The following is a 22,464-nucleotide window of genomic DNA, read 5'->3' as shown; positions in this document are numbered from 1 at the left end:
ATCATTTCCTCCTTAAGACAGGCTCGATGCCGAAGATTTCGCGGAAGAGCGTCGAGGCCTGTGCGAAGCTCCAGCGAATCAGAGAGATGTCGTACTCTGAGGTGTAATTGACGTATAATTTTTCCTTGACGAGGCGCACGGCGAGGCTCTGGATGCGCCCACTATGGCCCTGGTCGAGGGCATCGGCGAGGCGCAGGATCGCGCAGCACTTGTCGGCGACAATCTTCTGCTCCTGCGTCAGGCGCTGATAGTGCATGTCCTTCTTGCCGGGATTGTCGCGGTGGTAGTAATAGCTGATGCAGGCGATGACTTCCTTCTCGGCATCGGTGATGCCGAAGATGTCGGTGCCCATGATGATCTGCCACGAGTGCAGTGGATAATTGCGCAGGTTGACGAACTTGCCCGTCTCGTGCAGGAGCGCGCTCATGCGCAGCAGCAGGCGATGGCGCGTCGAGAGTCCGTGCACGCGGCGCAGGCCGTCGAAGAGCTTCGTCGCGTACTCGTCGATGCGGCTGATGTGCGGCAGGTTGCAGTTGTAGCGCATGGCCGTGCTGCGCGCGAGGTCCAGGAGCAGGTCGGCCTGCTCTGAGATCGCCTTCGGGCTGATGCGTTGCGCGCCGCACCAGGCTGCATAGCCGTAGAGGAAGGTCGTGTTCATGACGAGGATCGTGTCGATGTGGAGCGTGCGCACGACTTCCTCGTAGAGCAGCAGCGTAGGCAGCAACAGCTGGGCGCGCCGCTCGCTGATCTCGAAGGCCTGCATGAGCTTGTGGGTCGTCAGCGGCATCAGCGACTCCGTGATCTCCAGGAATTTCTCGGGATCGATGACGGCGGGATACTGCGTCGTGCCCGGTGCACCTCCGGAGAGCTGCGAGACGAGGATGCGCGCCTCGAAGCCCGTGAGCACGAGTGTGTGGATGTCCGCGTGCTCGATGCGGGGCCAGAGCGAGGACAGCGAGGCGTGCAGATAGTCGCGCACGGCCGCGGGGAACATGACGCTGACGCGCTCTTCCTCGGTAAAGTGCTCGAGGACGCTGAGGCGCCCGCCCGTGACATTTGTCTGGAAGAGCAGCGTGCTGTCCTGCCAGCCCGTGAAGCCGAGGCCGCCCGAGGTGACGTCGAGCAGCAGCGTCGGCTTCGTGCCGACATGCTCGTCCTCTTTCAGGAAGTGGTGCAGCGCGAAGAACTTGTAGTAGACTTCCTCCGTCATGTCGGCGACGTGGAAGCGGAAGCCCGTGCGCATGTATAAGAGGTCGAGGATGCCCAGGCGGTTCTCGGCCTCGCGGATGACTGTCGTGGCGATCGGGTAGACCTCATCGACGCGGTAGTCGAGCAGGAGTTGACGGAATCCCTGCAGGATGTGGCAGAGTTCATGGATGGAGGCAAAGGAGAGGTGGTGCGTGCGGAAGACTTCCTCACCGAGAGGGATCTCTTTGTTTGCCGATTCGATGATCTCGATGTTGGTCGGAGAGTGATAATTCACGATGGCCATACTCGTGTGGATGGAGCCGATGTGAATGATGCCGAATGTGGCTGTTTTCTTCATAGATAACATCCTTTCTGGAAGGGCGGCTCTGGAGAGGGGCCTGGATTCATTATAGGAAACAGGAGAGGGCTCTGCGTTACTTTTTCGTGAAATTCTTGTTAATTCCTTTTTTTATGTGGCGCAATGCGAAGGGAAATTTCGAATCGTCTTGAAGCATCGCGCGCGAATTGCTATACTGGAAGAAACTGTAAGAATCTGTGGAATTGCGCGCAAATGCGGACGGCAATCAAAAAGGGGAGTTCTTCTATGGAGAGAGTGGCAATCATCGATATGGGCTCGAATTCGATCCGCTTCATCGTCATGCAGGTGGCGGACAACAAGTCGTATCACCTCGAATATCAGCAGAAAGAGGCTATCCGTCTCGGCCGCGGCATGTCGGAGACGGGCAAGCTCAATCCGGAGGGCGTGGAGCGCGCCCTTGCATGCCTGCACGTCTACAAGCACATGATGGAAGTCATGCAGGTCACGAAGTGCATCGCCGTCGCGACGGCGGCCGCGCGCAATGCCTCAGATGGCGAGGCGTTCATCGAGCGCATCAAGCAGGAAACGGGCATCGAGATCGAGGTCATCTCGGGTGAGCGCGAGGCGTACCTCGGCTACCTCGGCGTCGTCAACACAATCGACGAGCGCAACTACGTGCAGTTCGACCTCGGCGGCGCTTCCATCGAAGTCTCGCTCGTGCGCGACCGCAAGATCGTCGAGTCCGTCTCCGTGCCAATCGGCGCCGTGACGGTCACGGATGCCTTCAACCTCGGTGACAAGGTGACGCCTGCGGCCATCGAGCGCTGCTGCGCATTCGTGCGGAGAAAATACGAGGAGATGATCCCGTGGGCCGAGGGACTCAACCTGCCCGTCATCGGCGTCGGCGGCACCGTCCGAAACCTCGCGAAGATGGACCAGGCGCAGACGAACTACCAGCTCTCGCGCATCCACAACTACATCATCCCGCGCCGCCGCTTCGAGGAGACGTACACGAGTATCATCAAGTCGAACCTCTCGAGCCGCAAGCGCATGAAGGGACTCTCGTCAGAGCGTGCCGACCTCATTGTCGCCGGTGCCATCATCATCAACACGCTCATGGAGTTCACGGGCGGTCAGAACATCATCGTCTCGGGCTGCGGCCTGCGCGACGGCGTCTTTTTCGAGTACTACGGCGAGACGTATGGCTACGGCGATGGCTATAAGGGCCCGATCATCCCGGATGTGCTGCAGGAGAGTGTGCACAATTACCTCTTGAGCGCCGACCGCCGCATGGAGCACCTCGAGCGCGTGCGCACGCTTGCGCTGAGCCTCTTTGACCAGCTCAAGCGCTCGCACGGCGGGACGCGGCGCGACCGCAGCCTGCTGGAGGTCGCAGCCTGGCTGCATGACTCGGGCAAGGTCGTCAACTACTACGACCACGCGCGCCACTCGGCCTTCATCATCGCACATGCGCCACTCTACGGCATGCGCCAGCTCGAGCAGCTCCGGGCTGCATTCATCGCGGGCTTCCACCACGGCATCAGCAACAAGATCATGCGGGCTTACCGATACGGCATGATGCTGACGCCGGAGGATTGGAAGAAGGTGCGCCGGCTCTCGCTTCTCCTGGCACTCGCCGAAGCGTCCGATGTGACGTACGAGGGCGTCGTGCGCAGGATCGACGTCGCCGACGACGAAGAGGCCGTCGTGCTCTCGCTGCGCGGCAAGAAGGGCGAAGATCACAGCGCGGCAGAGTTCGAGATGAAGTCGTACTGCAAGCAGTTCAAGAAGGAGTACGGCAAGCCGCTGATCATCATGTGGCAGAAGGGCTGATCAGTGACCAGTTGACAAGTCACGTGACTTTTGCTAGACTCGTAGATAGCAATGAGGAAGAAGAGTAATCTCAGCAGTCAGCGAGACGGCGATGGTGTGAGGCAGTCAATGAGATGAACGGCACTTCGGAGCGCAATCCCATAATTTGAGCGGGCTTTCCTTCTGGAAGCCAATCAGGGTGGAACCGCGGTACTTGAAAGACAAGTCTCGTCCCTGTAACGTTACGTTGCAGGAACGAGATTTTTATTTGTTTCTGTGACATTCGAAATGGTGAAAAGGAGTTGTTCCCATGAAATTTCAGGAAATCATCCTGGCCCTGCAGAAATTCTGGTCGGAGCAGGGCTGCATCCTGGCAGAACCGTATGATGTCGAGAAGGGCGCCGGCACGATGAACCCGTCGACGTTCCTGCGCGTGCTCGGCCCCGAGCCGTGGCACGTCGCCTACGTCGAGCCGTCGCGCCGCCCGGCCGATGGCCGCTACGGCGATAACCCGAACCGCCTCTATCAGCACCACCAGTTCCAGGTCATCATGAAGCCGTCGCCGGACAACATCCAGGAGCTCTACCTCGAGAGCCTCGAGCGCCTCGGCATCGACCCGAAGCAGCACGACATCCGCTTCGTCGAGGACAACTGGGAGTCGCCGACGCTCGGCGCCTGGGGCCTCGGCTGGGAAGTCTGGCTCGACGGCATGGAGATCACGCAGTTCACGTACTTCCAGCAGGTCGGCAGTCAGGACATCAAGCCGGTCGCCTCGGAGATCACGTACGGCCTCGAGCGCCTCGCGATGTACATCCAGGGTGTCGAGAACGTCTACGACATCCAGTGGACGGATGACTACACGTACGGCGATGTCTTCCACCAGAACGAGTACGAGCAGTCGGTCTACGCCTTCGACCTCTCGGATGAGGCGCTGCTCTTCGACCTGTTCGACAAGTACGAGAAAGAGGCTGTGCGCGTCATCGACAAGGGCTATGTCCATCCGGCCTACGACTACGTGCTCAAGTGCTCGCATACGTTCAACCTGCTCGATGCGCGCGGTGCCATCTCCGTCTCGCAGCGTGCCGCTTTCATCGGCCGCGTGAGAAAGCTCGCGCGTCTCTGCGCAGAGTGCTATCTGAAACAGCGTGAGGAGCTCGGCTATCCGATGCTCCACAGAGGGGAGAAGTGAGCATGGCTAAAGATCTGTTATTTGAAATCGGCACGGAAGAAGTTCCGGCCCACGTAATGCCGGGCACACTCGCCCAGCTCAAGGAGAACGCCGAGAAGGCACTGAACGAGAACCGCATCGCCTTCACGGCCATCCGCACGCTCGGCACGCCGCGCCGCACGGCACTCATTGTCGAGGGAGTCGCGGAGAAGCAGGAAGATGTCGCGAGCGAGAATCGCGGCCCGTCCGTCAAGATCGCCTTCGATGCGGACGGCAATCCGACGAAGGCTGCGCAGGGCTTTGCGCGTGGCCAGCACGTTGACCCGAAAGACCTCGTCGTCAAGGACGGCTATGTCTACGCGGAAGTCCACGAGGAGGGCCAGCCGACGGCAAAGATCCTCGAAACGCTGCTGCCAGAGCTCGTCTGCGGCCTCTCGTTCCCCAACAACATGCGCTGGGGCGACCTCGACTTCAAGTTCATCCGCCCGATCCGCTGGTTCGTCGCGCTCTACGGCTCCGATGTCATCCCGTTCGAGCTCGCAAACGTCAAGTCGGGCCGCACGTCGCGCGGCCACCGTTTCCTCTCGCAGGGCGACTTCGAGATTGCCGATGCGAAGAGCTACGAGAAGGCCTGCGAGGAGAACTTCATCATCGTCGACCAGGACAAGCGCAAGCAGATGATCCGCGAGCAGATCGAGGCCGTCGCCAAGGCGAATGGCGGCCAGGCCGAGATCACGGAAGACCTCTTAGAAGAGGTCCTCTACCTCGTCGAGTATCCGACGGCGCTTTGCGGCAACTTCGAGGAGAAGTACCTGCAGCTGCCGCCGGAGGCCGTCATCACGCCGATGCGCGACCATCAGCGCTACTTCCCGGTAAAGACGGCTGACGGCAAGCTGCTGCCGCTCTTCATCACGGTCCGCAACGGTGGCAAGGAATACCTCGAGACGGTCCAGCACGGCAATGAGCGCGTCCTGCGCGCCCGCCTCGCCGATGCGCAGTTCTTCTTCGACGAAGACCGCAAGAAGAGCCTTGAAGAGCATCGCGAGAAGCTCAAGACGGTCGTCTTCCAGCAGGGCCTCGGCACGATGTACGAGAAGACGGAGCGCCTCGAGAAGCTCGCTTCTTTCATCGCTGATGCCATCGGCGCCGACGAGAAGGACCACAAGCACGCCAAGCGCGCCGCCATCCTCTCGAAGGCCGACCTCGTCACGGGCATGGTCACGGAGTTCACGGAACTGCAGGGGATCATGGGCCGCGAGTACGCGAAGCTCGACGGCGAGTGCGAGAAGGTCGCCATTGCCATCGACGAGCACTACAAGCCGCGCTTTGCCGGTGACAGCCAGCCGCAGACGACGGCCGGCCGCATCGTGAGCCTGGCCGACAAGATCGACACGATCGTCGGCACGTTCAGCCTCGGCAAGATCCCGACGGGCTCGCAGGATCCTTTTGCACTGCGCCGCCAGGCACTCGGCCTCGTCAACATGATCATCGAGGCCAAGTATCACCTGAGCCTCGCATCCATCGTCGCGAAGGCCATGGACCTCTACGCCATCGAGGATGAGAAGGCACGCGCGAAGATGCAGCAGGATGTGGCAGACTTCATCCGCCTGCGCCTCAAGAATGTCCTCGAGTCCATCCGCTACGACGTCGTCGACGCCGTGCTCGCAGATGTCGACGACATCTACGCCGTCTCGCTGCGCGCAAAGGCCGTGGCAGACTATGTGGCATCTGCCGATGCTGCAGCAGGCATCCAGGCATTTGTCCGCGTGGCCAACCTCGCCAAGAAGGCGGAGTCCGCCGAAGTCTCGGCAGAGCTCTTCCAGACGGATGCAGAGCGCACGCTCTTCGCCGCCTACGAGAAGGCAGCTGCAGCTGTCGAGGCAGATATCGCTTCTGAGGCATATGCGGAGGCTATCCGTGCCCTCGCGGCACTCGCCGCTCCGATCGACGCGTTCTTTGCAGACGTCATGGTCATGGACAAGGACGAGGCCATCAAGAACAACCGCCTCGGCCTGCTCAAGAGCATCGATGCAATCGTAGGCCGCGTCGCCGATTTCACGAAGATCGTCCTCGCGTAACGAGCAGAACGGGACACTGGTAAAAAAATGAAGAAGGACCTGACAGCCAGTCGGTGCTGGCTGCCAGGCCCTTCTTTTTGTTCTCTGGATAGCATTTTCTGCGGTGCTCAGGCGATCTTGTTCTTGTTGAAGTCGTACTCGAGGTGGACGAAGGCCTTCTCGCCGTCGCTGTCGATGTAGAGCACGTGGCCGTCGAAGACGCCAATCTTGTCCTGCCAGCGGTACTCGATTGAGTCGCTGTCGATGGCGAGACCGGGGCGCTTGAGCTTGCAGCGCGTGCCGAAGAAGTAGGCCTGCCCCTCGAAGGGGCGCGCGTAGATCGCCTCGCTGCAGAAGATGTTCTCGCCGTCGATGAGGCGCGCTGTGCCCTGCGTCCAGATGGCGCTGAGGTCGCTGGTGATCTGCGCCTCGTCCGCTGTGATCAGGCGGTCGCCGAGATGGATCTGCACACTGCCGTGGCAGATGTAGCGGCCCGTCTTCTCGTCGTACTGCACGGAGCGGGCGGAGATGGCGGGCTGCTCGCCCTGCATGAAGGAACTGACGGGATGGACTTCTGTGACATCAGCAACTTCCATATCTTTCGTGACAGGCTGTGTGCCCTCGGCGGCAGCGGGCGCGGTCAGGCCGATGAGCAGGCCGAGTGCTGTGGCGAGTATATCGCATGATTTGAGCAAGAGGATCACCTCGTAGAAGATTTCGATGATTCTATTCTACTCCTGCCATTCACATTTTGCAAAATCACAAGAAAAGCGAGGCAGGAAGCAGGAAATTCCGCGCTGTGCGCGTAATGTATAATTATATGACAAAAGCGTGGATTTGTCACCACTTGTCAATCGATTCTCTTCATGGAAGGGGAAGGAGAGGGGAATGGCCTTGAATATCCGGGAACGGACAGAAGAACTTGAGTACGCGTACCTGGCGCCGCAGGCGGCCAAGAGCCGCGCTGCCAGGCGCAAGGAGAAAGGCGAGGAGTGCGCGCTGCGCACGAGCTTCCAGCGCGACCGCGACCGCATCCTGCACTCCAAATCCTTCCGGCGGCTCAAGCACAAGACACAGGTCTACATCGTGGCGGGCGACCACTACCGCACGCGCATGACGCACAGCCTGGAAGTCGCGCAGATCTCGCGGACTATTGCGCGCGGACTGCGCCTCAACGAGGACCTCGTCGAGGCCATCGCCATCGGCCACGATGTCGGCCACACGCCTTTTGGACATGCGGGCGAGTCGGTGATGGCGGAGCTCGCGGGCCACTTCGCCCACAACGAGCAGAGCCTGCGCGTCGTCGAGTTCCTCGAGAAGGGCGGCAAGGGGCTGAACCTGACCTACGAGGTCAAGGATGGCATCGTCAATCACACGGGGCCTCACCTGCCGAAGACCTTGGAGGGGCGCATCGTGCGCACGGCCGACCGCATCGCCTACCTGACGCACGACTACGATGACAGCCTGCGCGCGGGCCTGCTGAGGGAAGGAGACCTGCCCGCAGCCGTCTACGAGCGCTTTGGCCGGGACACCTCTTCGATGATCACGAGCATGGTTTCAGACATGATCGAGAGCTCGGCAGACCTCACGGACATCCGCCAGTCGGATGAGGTGCGCGAGACGATGGACCTCTTCAGGAGTTTCATGTTCGAGCACATCTATCTGTCCGACGCGCTCGCGCATGAGCGCCGCCAGGCGGGCTTCATGCTGCGCCAGCTCTACGCGCACTTCCTCGCGCATCCAGAGGAGCTCCCGCAGGAGTTCTGCGAGCGCGAGGCGCGCTGGGGCCGCCAGCAGATCGTGACGGATTACGTCGCGGGGCTCACGGACAGCTACGCCGTGCAGCTCTTCTCGGAGATCTTCATCCCGCCCGTCGGGCGCGTCATCCGCTACAGCCGATGACAGCTGTGTGCCAGGAAATTTTCGGGATGAAAAAGGATATTGGGAGTTTTTGCGGAATATATATCTGAAAAACCTGCGTGGAGTGCATGCCCGTCACTTTGTCAAGGGGCTGGACGAGTTTTTTATCCGCGCGAAGAAGGTTTTTTCCAGATGACAGCGAATATACTAGAGTGTCACTCCGGTGTGTGCCGTCAGGCTCCAGCGGAGGACGGGAGGATGGAATCAATTGGAACGAATGCGGAATGAGGCGATGGACGCCTTCGTCGAGCGCGTGAGCGAGAACACAGACATCGTGCGCATCGTGCAGAGCTACGTCCCGCTTAAGCGCCGGGGCAATCGCTACTGGGGGTGCTGCCCGTTCCATCACGAGAAGACGGCATCCTTCTCTGTCGTACCCGATAAGGGCTTCTTCTACTGCTTCGGCTGCCATGCCGGCGGCAATGCGTTCAAGTTCATTTCGCTTATCGAAAACATCTCGTATTTTGACGCGATCAAGCTGCAGGCAGAGAAGCTGGGCATCCCCTTGCCGGAGCGGAAGAGGAGTCCGCAGGAGATCGCGCGAGAACGCGAGATACAGGACTTGCGCAAGGTCAATGAGCTCGCGCGCGACTTCTTCCACAACTGCCTGACGATGACGCGCATGGGGGAGCGGGGCAAGGCCTACTTCGCCGGGCGCGGCATCCGTCAGGAGACGATCGAAGAGTTCCAGCTCGGCTATGCACCGCCTGCCTGGGATAAGTTGTCCACGGCTTTTCTCAAACGTGGAATCAAGCAGGAGTTTTTGCTGGCAAGCGGCCTGTCTGCCGAGCGCAAGCAGGGCAGCGGCCTCTACGACCGCTTCCGCGGGCGCGTGATCATCCCCATAGCGGATGAGCGCGGCCGTGTCGTCGGCTTCGGCGGCCGCGTCCTCGACGATTCGACGCCGAAGTACCTCAACACGCCGGAGACGGTCCTCTTCAACAAGAGGAAATTGCTCTTCGGCCTCGACCGCTCGCACCGCGCCATCCAGCAGGAGGGCCGTGCCATCGTCGTTGAGGGCTACATGGATGCGATATCCGTGTTCGATGCCGGTGTGCACAATGTCGTCGCATCACTCGGCACATCGTTCACACCGGAGCACGCGAAGAAGCTCCTGCACTATGCGCCGGAAATCTGCTTCTGTTACGACAGTGACGAGGCGGGCCAAAAGGCAACGATACGCGCGCTCACCATCGTGCGCGACACAGGGGCCCGCGTCCGCGTCATCGTCGTGCCGGACGGCAAGGACCCGGATGAATTCATCCGCAAGCACGGAGCCGATGCATTCCGGGAGCTCGTGCGGCAGGCGCTGCCGCTTGTGGAGTACCGGCTGCGCTACGTTCTCTCGCACACGAACTACGACACGCTCGACGGCAAGGTCAAGGCACTCCATGAGATGATGCCCGTGCTCGCGGGCATCCACGAGTCGGCCGTGCGCAGCGAGTACGAGCGGAAGCTCGCGCAGGCGCTCATGCTCGATGAGGGCATCGTGCGCGAGGAGCTCCGGCACTACCGCCCCGAGGCGGAGGAGGCGCCTGCGCGCCAGCCCATCCGTCAGGCCATCGCGAAGCCCGACACGGCACTCAGGAAAGCGGGGCGCCTCGTCATCCGCATGGCCTGGCAGGATGCCGCCATCATCGCGCATCTCGAGACGATCGTGCCGCTTGCGGGCATACGCGACCCGGTCCAGCGCGAGATCCTGACCTTTCTCAAGGAGTCTGCCGAGGAGGGACGTCCGGTGGATGATATGAGTGCCGCGTCGCTGAGCGACGAGGCGGCGGCTGAGCTCTCGCGCTCGCTCGTCGAAGACCTCGGCGGGCGCGATGAGACAGGAGCTTACGATGATTCTCTGCGGGTGCTCCGCAAGGCATATCTCAATGCCCTCTACACGGAGCACAGCCGCAAGGCGAATGAATATGCGCAGAACGGCCAGCATGAGGCCTGCCTGCAGGAATTGAATGAGGTTAATAAGATCAAACATGAAATGGATGAATGGTGAATCACTTGGTAAAAGATGGATGGAACGTGTGGAAAGGAGGCAGTCGAATGGCTGAATCAAAGACAGCAAGTGCTGCCGGCAAGAGCCGCAGTTCTGAGATAGTGGAGAATCTCCTGGCCAAGGGCAAGAAGAACGGAGGTACTCTGACATACGGGGAGCTCATCGATGCGCTGCAGAAGCAGGACCTCACTCCCGATGAAATCGACACCATGTATGATACCTTCAGCAAGCGTGGCATCGAGATCGTCGATGACTCGCAGGACAATTCGAATGACGATGATGTGGACCTCGACAAGTCCGACGAGGACGTCGAGATCGACCTCTCTGTGCCAGAGGGTGTCAGCATCGATGATCCGGTGCGCATGTACCTCAAGGAGATCGGCCGCGTGCCCCTGCTGACGGCAGAAGAAGAGGTCGCGCTAGCCAAGCGCATGGAGGCCGGCGATGAAGAGGCACAGAAGCGCCTGGCTGAGGCAAACCTGCGCCTCGTCGTCAGCATCGCGAAGCGCTATGTCGGCCGCGGCATGCTCTTCCTCGACCTCATCCAGGAGGGCAATCTCGGCCTCATCAAGGCGGTCGAGAAGTTTGACTACAACAAGGGGTACAAGTTCAGTACGTACGCGACCTGGTGGATCCGCCAGGCCATCACGCGCGCGATCGCTGACCAGGCCCGCACCATCCGCATCCCGGTGCACATGGTAGAGACGATCAACAAGCTCATCCGCGTCTCGCGCCAGCTGCTGCAGCAGCTCGGCCGCGAACCGACCCCGGAGGAGATCGCGAAGGAGATGGAGATCGGCGTCGACCGCGTGCGCGAGATCATGAAGATCGCGCAGGAGCCAGTCTCCCTCGAAACGCCTATCGGCGAAGAGGAAGACTCGCATCTCGGCGACTTTATCGAGGACCAGGATGCGCCCGCTCCTGCCGATGCTGCCTCGTTCATGCTGCTCAAGGAACAGCTCGAGGATGTCCTCGACACATTGACGCCGCGTGAGGAGAAAGTCCTGCGCCTGCGCTTTGGCCTCGATGACGGCCGTGCGCGCACGCTCGAGGAAGTCGGCCAGAACTTCGGCGTCACGCGCGAGCGCATCCGCCAGATCGAAGCCAAGGCCCTGCGCAAGCTGCGTCACCCGAGCCGCAGCCGCAAGCTCAAGGATTTCTTAGACTGATTGCTGAAGACCAGAGTGATGATGCTCTGGTCTTTCTTTTGCGGAAAAAGATTTGTGCTCGCAGGGGAAAAATGAAAAAAGGTGTTGACAAAGGCGCCGGGACCCTCTATAATAATACCTGTTGTTGATATTCCTCGATAGCTCAGCCGGTAGAGCACCTGACTGTTAATCAGGCTGTCGCAGGTTCGAATCCTGCTCGAGGAGCCAATTGAACATCCAGGGTGTAACGCTTGTTACACCCTTTTTCTTGTGCTAAGCTTGTGCTAAGATAGAGGAAAACTGGAAGTATAGACGTCTATGAGGAGGGATTTTCATGAATCTGGGAGATCGCTTGCAGGCCGTGGCCGACTTCGTGCCGCAGGGCAGCCGCGTGGCTGACATCGGCACGGACCATGGCTACCTTGCGGTAGAGCTCGTGAAGTCGGGCAAGGCGAAGTTCGTCGTGGCGAGCGACAAGAACACAGGTCCCTACGAGGCTGCCGTGCGTACCGTCCGCGAGAATGGACTGGCGGACAACGTCATCTCGGTGCGCCTCGGGGACGGCCTCAAGAGACTCAAGCCCGGCGAGGTTGACACAGTCTGCATCGCCGGCATGGGCGGTGCGCTGATGGTCGAGATCCTCGAAGGCTCGCCTGATGTCGTCGAGACGCTTGACACACTCATCCTGCAGCCGCAGAGCGCGGCGCCGGAGTTGCGCCGCTGGATCTACCGCAAGCACTGGCACATCGAGGATGAATCGCTCGCGCTCGACGATGGGCGCATCTACGAGATCATCATGGCCAAGCGCGGCCGCCGCAAGATGCCGGAGCAGCTGATGCTCGAGATCGGTCCCGTCCTCTGGCAGAAGAAGCCGCCTCTCTTGCGCCATCACATCGAGGCCCTGCTCTTCCAGGAGCGCCGCGTCGCAGCGGGCATGGAGAAGAGCGATGCCGCGAAGAAGTCGAAGAAGTATCAGGCCGTCATCCGTCACATCAAGGAACTGGGGGAGCATCTGTCATGGTAAAATGTCAAGTTGTCATGGATGCGCTGGAGCGCATCGCGCCGCATCATCTCGCAGAGGATTGGGATAACCCGGGCCTGCTTGTCGGCAGCCCGGAGCGGCAGGTCAGCCGCATCCTCGTCGCGCTCGACGTCAGCGACATTGTCGTGCGCCAGGCCGTGCACGAAGGGGCAGAGATGATCGTCGCACACCATCCGCTGCTCTTCAAGCCAATCAAGAAGATCCGCACGGACGAGCCGCTCGGCCACCGCCTGCAGGTCCTCCTGCAGCACGACATCGCCGTGGCCGCCGCGCACACGAATCTCGACATCGCCCGCGGCGGCGTCAACGATGTGCTCGCGGAGGCCATCGGCCTCTCGAAGCTCTCGAGCTTCGTCATCACGCAGCAGGGCGAGGGCGGAGAGACCGAGAGTCTTGGCCGCATCGGCTCGCTGCCGCAGCCGATGGCGATCCGCGACTTCGCCAAGCAGGTCCGCGAGGCCCTGCCGACGGAGCATGTGCGCTTCGTCGACGCCGGCGACCGCCCGGTGCGCAAGGTCGCGCTCTGCAGCGGTGCCGGTGCGGAATTCGTGGATAGGGCCGCGATGATGGGGGCGGATGCCTACGTCACGGGCGATGTGCGCTACCACGATGCGCAGCGCGCCGCCGAGCTCGGCATGCACGTCATCGACGCTGGCCACTTCGGCACGGAGTTCCCCGTCGTCGCCACGCTCGTGAGCCGGTTGCGCGAAGAGCTGCGCGGCGAAGGCGAGGTCGAAGTCATCGCCGACCGCGAGTCGAAGGACTTCTTCTCGCTGGCCTGATATACGTTTCTCACATCTGCGCTTTTGCGCGAAAGGCTGCACTATGAATCAGAATCTCTGGCGCAAGCACGCCATGCGCTACTTCCAGATCACGCTCGGCTGCCTGCTCGTCTGCCTGGGCTTCAACCTCTTCCTGATCCCCGCACATCTCTTGACGGGCGGCATCAGCGGCGTGGCCCTGATCATCTACTACCTGATTGGCTTGCCCGTCGGCATGCAGAACCTCGTCTACAACCTGCCGATCCTCTACCTCGCCTACCGTGTCTTCGGCCGCCTCTACGCCGCGGACACGATCTTCGGCACGGTGGCGCTGTCGGTCTTCCTCGATGCGACGCACTTCCTCGTCGACTGGAGCATCTGCAGCGACCCGATGCTCAACTCCATCTTCGGCGGCGTGCTCGCTGGCGTCGGCTTCGGCATGGTCTTCCGCGCCAACGCGAACACGGGCGGCCTCGACGTCATCGCGGCCGTGGCCAAGAAGTACTACTCCCTCGATGTCGGCACGGTCGTCTTTATGCTGAACTTCCTGATCATCATGGGTTCGGTTGCGCTCTTCGGCGTCGAGGTCGCGCTGTTCAGTATCGTCTCCATTTACGTGACGGCGGAGCTGACGAACCGCGTGGCCGCCGGCCTCAACCGCGAGAAGTCCATCCTCATCGTCTCGCCGCAGGCCAAGGCCATCTGCAACGACATCATGGAGAACGTGCACCGCGGTGCGACGTTCCTCGACGGCCGCGGCGGCCTTGCGGAGGAACCGAAGAACATCCTGTTCGTCGTCGTGAGCCTCACGCAGGTCAGCCGCGTCAAGACCATCGTCAGCCATCACGACCCGCAGGCATTCATGATCGTCTCCGATACGTCGGAGGTCTCTGGCAAGGGCTTCACGCTCGCCTGCGAGAGCTACGAGGACGCGCGGCGCAAGTGGCAGCAGACGCACGAGAAGCAGCTCGAGTTCGAGCAGCTGCACGGCAGGCGCGAGAAGTAGTTGACGATACACGCAATCCCCGCTATAATAGGAGCATATGTAAACACGTAAATCCGAGGATGCAGAGCAGTAGGTGCAGGACGTCTCAAGAGAGCCGGCGGCAGGTGGGAGCCGGTGACGGGAAGCGCTGAACTCACTGCGGAGGAGCGGCCGGGGAGCCTTCGAGCGAAACGGCCGACGCCTGCCACGTTACGGCACCGAGAGGATGCTTTGGCATCAAGCAGGGTGGTACCGCGAATCATCGTCCCTGATCGTCACATGACGGTCAGGGATTTTTTAGTTTTAGGAGGCAATTGAGATGGAAAGATATTCGCCGCAGGACATCGAGTCGAAATGGCAGAAGAAGTGGGAAGAGGGCAAGGTCTACAAGACGGAGGCCGACGCTAGTCGCCCGAAGTACTACGCACTCGAGATGTTCCCGTATCCGTCGGGCAACCTGCACATGGGCCACGTGCGCAACTACGCCATCGGCGACGTCATGGCGCGCTACAAGACGATGGAAGGCTTCAACGTCCTGCACCCGATGGGCTTCGACTCCTTTGGCATGCCGGCCGAGAATGCGGCCATCAAGCACGGTGTCAAGCCGGCCGACTGGACGTACAGCAATATCGAGAACATGGAGAAGCAGCAGAAGAAGCTCGGCCTCTCCTACGACTGGGACCGCGAGGTCAAGACGTGCGATCCTTCGTACTACAAGTGGACGCAGTGGCTCTTCGAGCTCTTCTACAAGCGCGGTCTCGCCTACAAGAAGAAGGCATCGGTCAACTGGTGCGATACCTGCGGCACGGTCCTCGCGAACGAGCAGGTCATCGACGGCAAGTGCTGGCGCTGCGACCACGAGGTCCACAAGAAGGACCTCTCGCAGTGGTTCCTCAAGATCACGGATTACGCCGATGTCCTGCTGAAGGACCTCGACAAGCTCAAGGGCTGGCCGGAGCGCGTCAAGACGATGCAGGACAACTGGATCGGCCGCAGCGAGGGCTTGGAGTTCAATCTCGAGGCGCCGGAGCTCGGCACGTCGATCGCCGCCTACACGACGCGCCCCGACACGGTCTATGGCATCACCTTCCTCGCGCTCGCAGCTGAGCATCCGCTCGTCGACAAGATCTGCGAGAACAATCCGAAGGCCGAGGAGATCCAGGCCTTCGTCAAGCGCACGCGCAACCAGAGCGAGATCGAGCGCACGTCGAGCGAGTCCGAGAAGGAAGGTATCTTCACGGGCGCTTACTGCATCAACCCGTTCAACGGCAACAAGGTACAGATCTGGGTCACGAACTACGTCCTGGCTGACTACGGCACGGGCGCCGTCATCGGCGTTCCGTCGGAGGATTCGCGTGACTGGATGTTCGCGACGAAGTACGACATCCCGAAGATCATCACGCTGCAGCCGCGCGACCACGAGCTCAAGCTCGAGGAGATGACAGAGGCCTACACGGACAAGGACGGTGTGCTCGTCAACTCGGCTGAATTCACGGGCCTCGATATCAAAGAGGCCATGAAGGGCATCATGGACAAGGCCGAGAAGGAAGGCTTCGGCAAGCGCCGCGTCAACTTCCGCCTGCGCGACTGGCTCATCTCGCGCCAGCGCTACTGGGGTGCGCCGATCCCGGTCATCAACTGCCCGCACTGCGGCGAAGTCCTCGTGCCGGAAAAAGACCTGCCGGTCATGCTGCCAGAGGATGTCTCGTTTGACCAGGGCTCGCTGTCGCCACTGGCGTCGAGCGAGAGCTTCGTCCACTGCAAGTGCCCGAAGTGCGGCGCCGATGCGACGCGCGAGACGGACACGATGGACACCTTCATCTGCTCTTCGTGGTACTACCTGCGCTACACGGACCCGCACAACGACAAGGAGCCGTTCGCCAAGGACAAGGTCAATTATTGGGCGCCTGTCGACCAGTACATCGGCGGCATCGAGCACGCCATCCTGCACCTCCTGTACTCGCGCTTCTTCACGAAGGTCCTGCACGACGTCGGCCTCGTCGACTTCGATGAGCCGTTCACGAACCTCCTGACGCAGGGCATGGTCCTCAAGGACGGTTCGAAGATGTCGAAGTCGAAGGGCAACGTCGTCTCGCCGGAGGAGATCATCGCGAAGTACGGCGCCGACACGGCCCGCCTCTTCATCCTGTTCGCCGCACCGGTCGACCGCGACCTCGAGTGGAGCGACAAGGGCGTCGAGGGCTCGTACCGCTTCCTCAACCGCGTCTGGCGCATCCTCGGCCACTTCGAGGATGCCATCAAGGCGGGCAAGCCGGACTACGATGTCACGAAGCTCACGAAGGACGAGAAGGAACTGCGCCGCATCCTGCACGTGACGATCCGCAAGGTCACGGAAGATGTGCGCGACCGCTTCATGTTCAACACGGCCGTCTCTTCCATCATGGAGCTCGTCAATGCCTTTTACGCCTTCCAGGACAAGGAGATGAACGCCGGCCTCGCGCGCGAAGTCGCCGAGAATCTCATCAAGCTCCTGGCACCGTTTGCCCCGCACATCACGGAAGAGCTCTGGAGCCGCCTGTTTGAGGGCCAGGGCAGCGTCCATCAGCAGAAGTGGCCGGCATTTGACGAAGAGGCCACGAAGCTCGCGGAGGTCGAGATCGTCCTGCAGATCAATGGCAAGGTACGCGACAAGCTCATGATCCCTGCCGATACGGATCGCGAGGGCATGAAGAAGATCGCCATGGAACTGCCGCGCACGCAGGAACTCACGGACGGCAAGACGATCGTCAAGGTCATCTGTGTGCCGAAGAAACTCGTCAACATCGTCGTCAAGGGCTGACATTCAGGAGGGGTTCGCATGGCAAGGATTGTATTCTCGGACATCGACGGCACGCTGCTGACGGATGACAAGCGCGTCACCGAAAAGACGGAGCAGGCCGTCAAGGGCCTCGTGCAGCAGGGGATTCCCTTTGTACTCGTCTCGGCGCGCATGCCAGAGGCCATCTACCCGATCACTGAGGCGATGGGCGTCAAGATCCCGCTGATCTCTTACAGCGGTGCGCTCGTGCTGACGGAAGAGGGAGAGACGCTTTACAGCCTGACGATGAAGGCGGAGCACGCGGCAGCCTTCCTCGAGGCAGTCGAGGCGCACTTCCCCCAGGCGACCGTCAACTACTACGCCGGCCATCACTGGTACGTCAAGGACACGAGCAATCCGCGCGTCGCCTTGGAGATGAAGATTACGGGAGCCGTGGCCGAGAGGCGCTCCTTCGCGGACTGCCTGACTGAGGGCACCCTGCCGCACAAGATCCTGCTCATGATGGAGCCTGCGGACTGCGAGCGGGCTGAGCGGGAACTCCAGGCGCTGTTCCCGGCGCTCAATATCGTGCGCTCTGCGCCGCACCTGCTCGAGATCATGGATGCTTCCGTCAACAAGGCGAGCGGCATCGAGGTCATGCTGAAGCACTTCGGCCTCGAGGCGAGCGATGCGCTCTCGTTCGGCGACAACTACAACGACCTCGAGATGCTCCGCTATACAGGCGCGAGCGTCGCCATGGGCAACGCGCCGCAGCCGGTGAAGGAGGCCGCTGGCATTGTCACGACCTCCAACGAAGAGGACGGCATCTACGCGTACCTCAGCGAGCACCATCTGATTGGCTGAGCGCCGAAAACAAACATGCAAAAAAAATCGACTGACAGGAATCTGTCGGTCGATTTTTTTGTGCGTTCACTTGAGAAGGAGGTCGTTGATTTCCTTCTGGATGCGGTTCATGGAGTTGACCTCGAGCGCGTCGCTGTCGATGAGCTTCTGGATCTCCTGGTCGGCCAGCCTCATGGCCGCTACGTAGCGCGGGAAGCGGTAGGGGACGGTGCCTTCCTCGATGACCTGGCTGACGGCCAGCGGGCTGCGGCCTGTCCGGCCGCTGGCCTCCGCGCCGAAGAGCTCCTGTGGGGCGGCCTCCTCGATGATGCCGCGCCGCGTCGGCAGGGCCGCTGAAAGCGAGAGCAGCAATGTCTGGTTCTCCCTGTCGTGGCAGTATGCCTTGAGGAATTCCCAGGCGAGCTGACGTTCTTTCGTCTTGGCGCTGATGCCCATGAGCAGCGTCTGCACGGGCGAGGTGTTGCGCCCCTCCGGCCCGCGGGGCAGGCGGATGCAGTCCCACTCGAAGTCCGTGGCCTTCTTGATACGCCAGGGATAGGGCTTGTACGTGCGGTAGGCGGCGAAGTTGAAGGGGCGGAAGGCGACGTGGCCGATGTCGAAGTCGCGCTCCTGCACGACTTGGTTGCGCTGGAGCTGGTGCAGCGCGTTGGCGAAGCGCACGGCGCTCTCGATGCGCTCGTCGGTGAAATACGACGCCTTGCCGTCCTCGCGGAACAGCTCGGCCCCGCTCGTGACGGCGGCATCCTGCCAGTTGTAGCCGTAGGCGCCGAACTGGTCGAGGCGGCCGTCGCCGTCCGTATCGCGCGTGACCTTCTGGCAGATGGCGAGGAAGTCGTCCCAGGTCCAGTCGTCCTGCGGCATGGGGATGCCCTCGCGGTCGAGCAGCGTGCGGTTGACGAACATCAGGCGCGGCACGCATTCGGCGGGCAGGGCGTAGAGCGCGGCGTCATCTGCGCTGCGGCCGAAGGCGAGCGGAGCGGGGTAGAAGTCGTCGAGCGCGAAGGCATCGTCCTTCTTGGCGAGCGCATCGAGCGGCAGCAGGGCGCCGAGCCCTGCGTAGAGGTTGAAATCGTCCTGCGGGATCAGGAAGACGTCGGGCATCTCGCCGGCGAGCTCACGCCCCGCTAGCCATTCCGTGTAGTCGGACTTGCGGATGCCGCTCTGGTAGGTGACTTTGACGCCGGGGTGCTCCGCTTCGAAGCGCGCGATGACATGGTCGAGATAGGCGTAGCTCTCGCCCTGCGGCACGTCCCAATTGCTGCCGGCAAACGTCCCGACGCGCAGCTCGATGGCGCACGGCTCCATGAGATAGAGCGAGAAGAAGACGAAGGCGTACGCGACGAGCAGCAGCAAAGCAAAGGGAGAGCGCAGGCGACGCTTCCCGCTCATGGATGTACCTCTTCATTTGCAAGACCCGTCTGCACGGCCCAGATTGCGAGCTGCGTGCGGTCGCGCAGATTGAGCTTAGAGAGGGCTGAGGAGAGGCCGTTGCGGATGGTGCCGTCTGAGAGCGAGAGCTTTGCCGCGATTTCCTTGTTCGAGAGGCCGCGGCCGACGAGCAGCGCGATATTGCGCTCCGTGTGGCCGAGGACAGCGGCGTCCATCGTCTCCTCAGGCGAGGTCGTGAGGCTCGACTGTGCCATCTGGTTGAAGAACTTGACGACCTTCGTCACGATGCCCGGGTTGATCATGGCGCCGCCCTGCGCGACCGTGCGGATGGCCGCGCTGAGCTCCGGCACCGACACGCCCTTCAAGAGGTAGCCGCTCGCGCCGTACTTGAGGGCGTTGAAGACGTATTCGTCGTCGTCGAACGTCGTGAGGATGATGATGCGGACCTGCGGCCAGCGTTCTTTGACGGCGTGCGTCGCTTCCACGCCGTCGAGCTCCGGCATGCGCACATCCATGAGCACGACGTCAGGCAGTGCTTTCCTGCCCTTCTCGATGAGCTCGATGAGCTCGCGGCCGTTGCCTGCAAGCCCCGTGACTTCCATATCGGCATTGGCGCCCAGTACGATGCTGAGACTGTCGCGGATGAGCTCCTGGTCATCTGCAATCATGATCTTGATCTTGTCCATCATAAAAAGTTCGATGCCTCCTCATTTTCTGGCAGGATTGCCTCGAGTGTGAACCCGGAGTCGCTCCAGTAGCGGAGCTTGCCGTGCAGCAGGGCAAGGCGCTCCTGCATGTGGCGCAGGCCGAAGCCCTTCTCGAGCTCGGCGATGTCGGCGCCCTCGCCGTCATCGGCGAGCAGCAGGTAGATGGCGCCGCGCTTGGCGCCAATGGTGATCTCGAGGTGCTTGGCGTGGCCGTGGCGCCTTGCGTTCGTCATGCCTTCCTGTACGACGCGGTAGAGAACCTCTTCCTGGTCGGGGCGCAGGCGCTCGGGCCACTCGAGGACCTCGAAGTCGATCTTCATGCCGGTCGAGCTCGCGAATTCCTCCACCATGTTCACGATGGCCTGCCGCAGCGGCAGGTGCTCGAGGTCGTCGGGCCGCAGCTTCTTGACGCTGCGGCGCACATCCTTGAGGCCGCGCAGGGCCGTCTCCTTTATTTTGACGAGCTGTTCCTTGGCCTTGTCGGGGGCGAGGTCGACGAGCAGCGCGGTGGCGTCGAGCCCCGCGGCGATGCCGGTCAGCGCGTGGCCGAGCGTGTCATGGATCTCGCGCGCGAGGCGGTTGCGCTCGCGCGTCTCGGCCATGGACTCCGCTTCGATCGCGTAGGCGCGCAGGCGCGTGTTCGCCTCTTCGAGCTGGGCGTTGAGGCTCGCGATGCGCTGCTTCTCCTGGTGGTTCTGGCGGATGAGCAGCGTCAGGTAGAAGACGAAGAGGATGAGGTTGAACGAGGCGAGGCCCGTGTGCATCAGGTGGATCCAGGACCGCGCAGACGGCGCGTAGTACGAGGTGTAGACGTCAAACGGCGTGACCTGATGCTCGAAGAACATCGCATTGTAGTCGACGATGGCGTAGAGGCCGAGCATGGCGCAGGTCAGCACGACGAGCTGGTGGCGGCCGGAATAGCGGTGCAGGAGGTCGGCGACGACGAGCAGCACGACGCCGTCGTAGGCGAGGTCGAGGCTGCGCAGCAGGACGATGCAGACGAAGATCTCTGCCGTGAGGCAGGCGTAGCGCATCGTCGGCATCATCTTGCCTTCGCGGTAGAGCCAGCCGAGCAGGGCGAGCAGCAGGAAGGCGCCGACTGAAGTGAAGAAGCCCGATACGGGCGGCAGCGGCACGCTCGACAGCTGCTCGAGGAAGGCGCGCGCGTGGAACGACCGGATGATCTTGTCCTGCGTGAGGCTCATGAAGGCGGCAGTCAGCGTGACGACCATGCCGTTGTAGATGATCAGGACGTCGTGCATCTGGTGCAGCTCGCTGGCGTCGAGCGCGCGCGCGAGGCGCTTGGCGCGGCGTAGGCTTGTGTCGCTCATTCAATCCCACTCCTTTGTCTTGGCGGGCGTCAGGTTTTCCTGCGTCCATAGATGGGTTGGCAGCTGGATCAGGCGGTCGACCGGCTCGCCGTCCAAGAGGCGGTAGGCCTGCTGTGCCGCGAGGCGGCCGATACGGCGCGGCGACTGGGCCGCCGTCGCCGTCATGCGCCCCGCAAGGATCAGCTCCTTCGTCTCGGGGACGCCGTCGACGCCGTAGACGCGGAACGACTGCAGCCTGCCGCAGGACTCGAGCGCAGCCATAGCACCTAGTGCAGATGGATCGTTGAGCGCCATGACAGTGTCGGCCTCGGGATGGCGGCCGAGCATCTCCTGCATGGCCGGCATGGCGCGCTCGAGCTGCCCGTCACACTCCGCCTCGTCGACGATGGTGAAGCCCGGATGGCCCGCGATCGTCTGCCGGAAGCCCGTGATGCGGTCGACGGCTGAGTGCGCACTGCTGTGCTTGAGAAGTAGGATGTTCGCGTGGTCAGCGTGCTGCAGGAGGTGCTCGGCGCAGGCGCGGCCGGCCGCGTAGTTGTCCGTCTCGATGGTCGAGGCGACAAAGTCGCTATCCTGGACATTCGTGTCGATCGTGATGACGGGGATGTGGGCTGCGCGTGCAGCTTCAAGCGCTGGCCCCATGCGCTCGAAGTCGACGGGGTTGAGGAAGATGACGGAGACGCCCTCGCGGATGAGGTCCTCAATCTCCTCGGTCTGCTTCTCGACCGAGAGCGCCGGGTCGCGCGAGAGCAGCACATCGCCGTGCTTCTCGACCTCCGTTCGGATCTCCTCGTCGATGATTTCGTAGAACGGGTTGTTGAGCGTCATGTAGACGGCGCCGAAGCGCTTCTGGTGTTCCTCTTGCTTCGCGCTGAGGTCGCGCTGCGGCGCACTGAGGGCGCCGAGGGCGAGGCAGATGATGATGATGGCCATCAGGAAGGCGATCATCCGTATTTCCCGGATCATGGCAGTTCCTTTCTTGCAGGTCTTGCGGGCAGGTGGTGTGCCTGGAAATT

At 61.7% G+C, this 22,464-nt stretch carries 17 protein-coding genes, 1 tRNA gene and 1 other annotated feature; of the genes, 12 read left to right on the top strand and 6 right to left on the bottom strand.

Going from position 1 to position 22,464, the window contains the following annotated elements; all coding sequences use genetic code 11:
• Position 1: 1 nt before the first annotated feature.
• Positions 2–1,546: a phosphatase gene (locus QDI87_RS04700; RefSeq protein ID WP_036373574.1), complete on the bottom strand. Its 1,545-nt coding sequence runs from the start codon at positions 1,544–1,546 to the stop codon at positions 2–4.
• A gap of 246 nt (positions 1,547–1,792) precedes the next feature.
• On the opposite strand from QDI87_RS04700, the gene ppx reads away from it, so the two are divergent.
• From ppx to glyS, 3 genes are all read left to right on the top strand, one after another.
• Positions 1,793–3,340: an exopolyphosphatase gene (ppx, locus tag QDI87_RS04695; protein ID WP_036373572.1), complete on the top strand. Its 1,548-nt coding sequence runs from the start codon at positions 1,793–1,795 to the stop codon at positions 3,338–3,340.
• Between the two features lie 289 nt (positions 3,341–3,629).
• On the top strand, positions 3,630–4,508 hold the full coding sequence (gene glyQ / locus QDI87_RS04690) for a glycine--tRNA ligase subunit alpha (protein ID WP_005841847.1): 879 nt from the start codon (positions 3,630–3,632) through the stop codon (positions 4,506–4,508).
• Positions 4,509–4,510: 2 nt separating this feature from the next.
• On the top strand, positions 4,511–6,565 hold the full coding sequence (gene glyS / locus QDI87_RS04685) for a glycine--tRNA ligase subunit beta (RefSeq protein WP_055160030.1): 2,055 nt from the start codon (positions 4,511–4,513) through the stop codon (positions 6,563–6,565).
• 107 nt (positions 6,566–6,672) lie between these two features.
• Here glyS and QDI87_RS04680 read toward each other — a convergent pair whose 3' ends face one another.
• Positions 6,673–7,239, bottom strand: coding sequence for an LptA/OstA family protein (locus QDI87_RS04680; RefSeq protein WP_148485421.1), 567 nt, complete (start codon positions 7,237–7,239; stop codon positions 6,673–6,675).
• Positions 7,240–7,438: 199 nt separating this feature from the next.
• Here QDI87_RS04680 and QDI87_RS04675 point away from each other — a divergent pair, with 199 nt between their 5' ends.
• From QDI87_RS04675 to QDI87_RS04635, 9 genes are all read left to right on the top strand, one after another.
• Positions 7,439–8,446, top strand: coding sequence for a deoxyguanosinetriphosphate triphosphohydrolase (locus QDI87_RS04675; protein WP_036374411.1), 1,008 nt, complete (start codon positions 7,439–7,441; stop codon positions 8,444–8,446).
• A gap of 235 nt (positions 8,447–8,681) precedes the next feature.
• On the top strand, positions 8,682–10,463 hold the full coding sequence (gene dnaG / locus QDI87_RS04670; protein WP_036373558.1) for a DNA primase: 1,782 nt from the start codon (positions 8,682–8,684) through the stop codon (positions 10,461–10,463).
• A gap of 47 nt (positions 10,464–10,510) precedes the next feature.
• Complete coding sequence (rpoD, locus tag QDI87_RS04665) at positions 10,511–11,632, top strand: RNA polymerase sigma factor RpoD (protein WP_036373556.1); 1,122 nt, start codon at positions 10,511–10,513, stop codon at positions 11,630–11,632.
• A 131-nt stretch (positions 11,633–11,763) separates the two neighbouring features.
• Positions 11,764–11,839 (top strand) — tRNA-Asn (locus QDI87_RS04660).
• A gap of 106 nt (positions 11,840–11,945) precedes the next feature.
• On the top strand, positions 11,946–12,635 hold the full coding sequence (locus QDI87_RS04655; protein ID WP_036373554.1) for a tRNA (adenine(22)-N(1))-methyltransferase: 690 nt from the start codon (positions 11,946–11,948) through the stop codon (positions 12,633–12,635).
• Positions 12,629–13,435: a Nif3-like dinuclear metal center hexameric protein gene (locus tag QDI87_RS04650; protein ID WP_036373551.1), complete on the top strand. Its 807-nt coding sequence runs from the start codon at positions 12,629–12,631 to the stop codon at positions 13,433–13,435. Before QDI87_RS04655 ends, QDI87_RS04650 begins: the two co-directional genes overlap by 7 nt.
• A 43-nt stretch (positions 13,436–13,478) precedes the next feature.
• On the top strand, positions 13,479–14,420 hold the full coding sequence (locus QDI87_RS04645) for a YitT family protein (protein ID WP_036373548.1): 942 nt from the start codon (positions 13,479–13,481) through the stop codon (positions 14,418–14,420).
• 47 nt (positions 14,421–14,467) lie between these two features.
• Positions 14,468–14,672 (top strand) — a binding site (T-box leader).
• Positions 14,673–14,718: 46 nt separating this feature from the next.
• Positions 14,719–17,199, top strand: coding sequence for a leucine--tRNA ligase (leuS, locus tag QDI87_RS04640; RefSeq protein ID WP_255240498.1), 2,481 nt, complete (start codon positions 14,719–14,721; stop codon positions 17,197–17,199).
• Positions 17,200–17,217: 18 nt separating this feature from the next.
• Positions 17,218–18,021 (top strand): Cof-type HAD-IIB family hydrolase, encoded by an 804-nt coding sequence (locus QDI87_RS04635; protein WP_036373543.1) that lies wholly within the window; start codon positions 17,218–17,220, stop codon positions 18,019–18,021.
• Between the two features lie 66 nt (positions 18,022–18,087).
• Here the strand turns inward: QDI87_RS04635 and QDI87_RS04630 are convergent, their stop codons facing one another.
• The 4 genes from QDI87_RS04630 to QDI87_RS04615 are packed head-to-tail and all read right to left on the bottom strand — an operon-like array spanning position 18,088 to position 22,414.
• Positions 18,088–19,410: an ABC transporter substrate-binding protein gene (locus tag QDI87_RS04630; RefSeq protein WP_036373539.1), complete on the bottom strand. Its 1,323-nt coding sequence runs from the start codon at positions 19,408–19,410 to the stop codon at positions 18,088–18,090.
• Positions 19,407–20,099, bottom strand: coding sequence for a response regulator transcription factor (locus tag QDI87_RS04625; protein WP_211248158.1), 693 nt, complete (start codon positions 20,097–20,099; stop codon positions 19,407–19,409). Before QDI87_RS04625 ends, QDI87_RS04630 begins: the two co-directional genes overlap by 4 nt.
• Entirely contained in the window at positions 20,096–21,448 is a 1,353-nt protein-coding gene (locus QDI87_RS04620; RefSeq protein ID WP_255240499.1) for a sensor histidine kinase, read from the bottom strand. The genes QDI87_RS04625 and QDI87_RS04620 overlap by 4 nt, the downstream gene beginning before the upstream one ends.
• A complete protein-coding gene (locus QDI87_RS04615; RefSeq protein WP_255240500.1) occupies positions 21,449–22,414 on the bottom strand; it encodes a sugar ABC transporter substrate-binding protein in 966 nt (321 codons plus the stop codon).
• Between the last annotated feature and the right edge of the window lie 50 nt (positions 22,415–22,464).

Origin of the sequence: Mitsuokella jalaludinii (assembly GCF_928722185.1) — a bacterium.
In the GTDB taxonomy this organism is placed as follows: Bacteria; Bacillota; Negativicutes; order Selenomonadales; family Selenomonadaceae; genus Mitsuokella; species Mitsuokella jalaludinii.
The sequence above is the reverse complement of the archived record's forward strand: the minus strand, read 5'-3'. Positions and strand labels throughout refer to the sequence as shown.

Coding starts and splice junctions, on each gene's coding strand:
- QDI87_RS04700 (WP_036373574.1), bottom strand. CDS start 1,546: ATGAAGAAAACAGCCACATTCGGCATCATTCACATCGGCTCCATCCAC.
- ppx (WP_036373572.1), top strand. CDS start 1,793: ATGGAGAGAGTGGCAATCATCGATATGGGCTCGAATTCGATCCGCTTC.
- glyQ (WP_005841847.1), top strand. CDS start 3,630: ATGAAATTTCAGGAAATCATCCTGGCCCTGCAGAAATTCTGGTCGGAG.
- glyS (WP_055160030.1), top strand. CDS start 4,511: ATGGCTAAAGATCTGTTATTTGAAATCGGCACGGAAGAAGTTCCGGCC.
- dnaG (WP_036373558.1), top strand. CDS start 8,682: ATGCGGAATGAGGCGATGGACGCCTTCGTCGAGCGCGTGAGCGAGAAC.
- rpoD (WP_036373556.1), top strand. CDS start 10,511: ATGGCTGAATCAAAGACAGCAAGTGCTGCCGGCAAGAGCCGCAGTTCT.
- QDI87_RS04655 (WP_036373554.1), top strand. CDS start 11,946: ATGAATCTGGGAGATCGCTTGCAGGCCGTGGCCGACTTCGTGCCGCAG.
- QDI87_RS04650 (WP_036373551.1), top strand. CDS start 12,629: ATGGTAAAATGTCAAGTTGTCATGGATGCGCTGGAGCGCATCGCGCCG.
- QDI87_RS04645 (WP_036373548.1), top strand. CDS start 13,479: ATGAATCAGAATCTCTGGCGCAAGCACGCCATGCGCTACTTCCAGATC.
- leuS (WP_255240498.1), top strand. CDS start 14,719: ATGGAAAGATATTCGCCGCAGGACATCGAGTCGAAATGGCAGAAGAAG.
- QDI87_RS04635 (WP_036373543.1), top strand. CDS start 17,218: ATGGCAAGGATTGTATTCTCGGACATCGACGGCACGCTGCTGACGGAT.
- QDI87_RS04630 (WP_036373539.1), bottom strand. CDS start 19,410: ATGAGCGGGAAGCGTCGCCTGCGCTCTCCCTTTGCTTTGCTGCTGCTC.
- QDI87_RS04625 (WP_211248158.1), bottom strand. CDS start 20,099: ATGATGGACAAGATCAAGATCATGATTGCAGATGACCAGGAGCTCATC.
- QDI87_RS04620 (WP_255240499.1), bottom strand. CDS start 21,448: ATGAGCGACACAAGCCTACGCCGCGCCAAGCGCCTCGCGCGCGCGCTC.
- QDI87_RS04615 (WP_255240500.1), bottom strand. CDS start 22,414: ATGATCCGGGAAATACGGATGATCGCCTTCCTGATGGCCATCATCATC.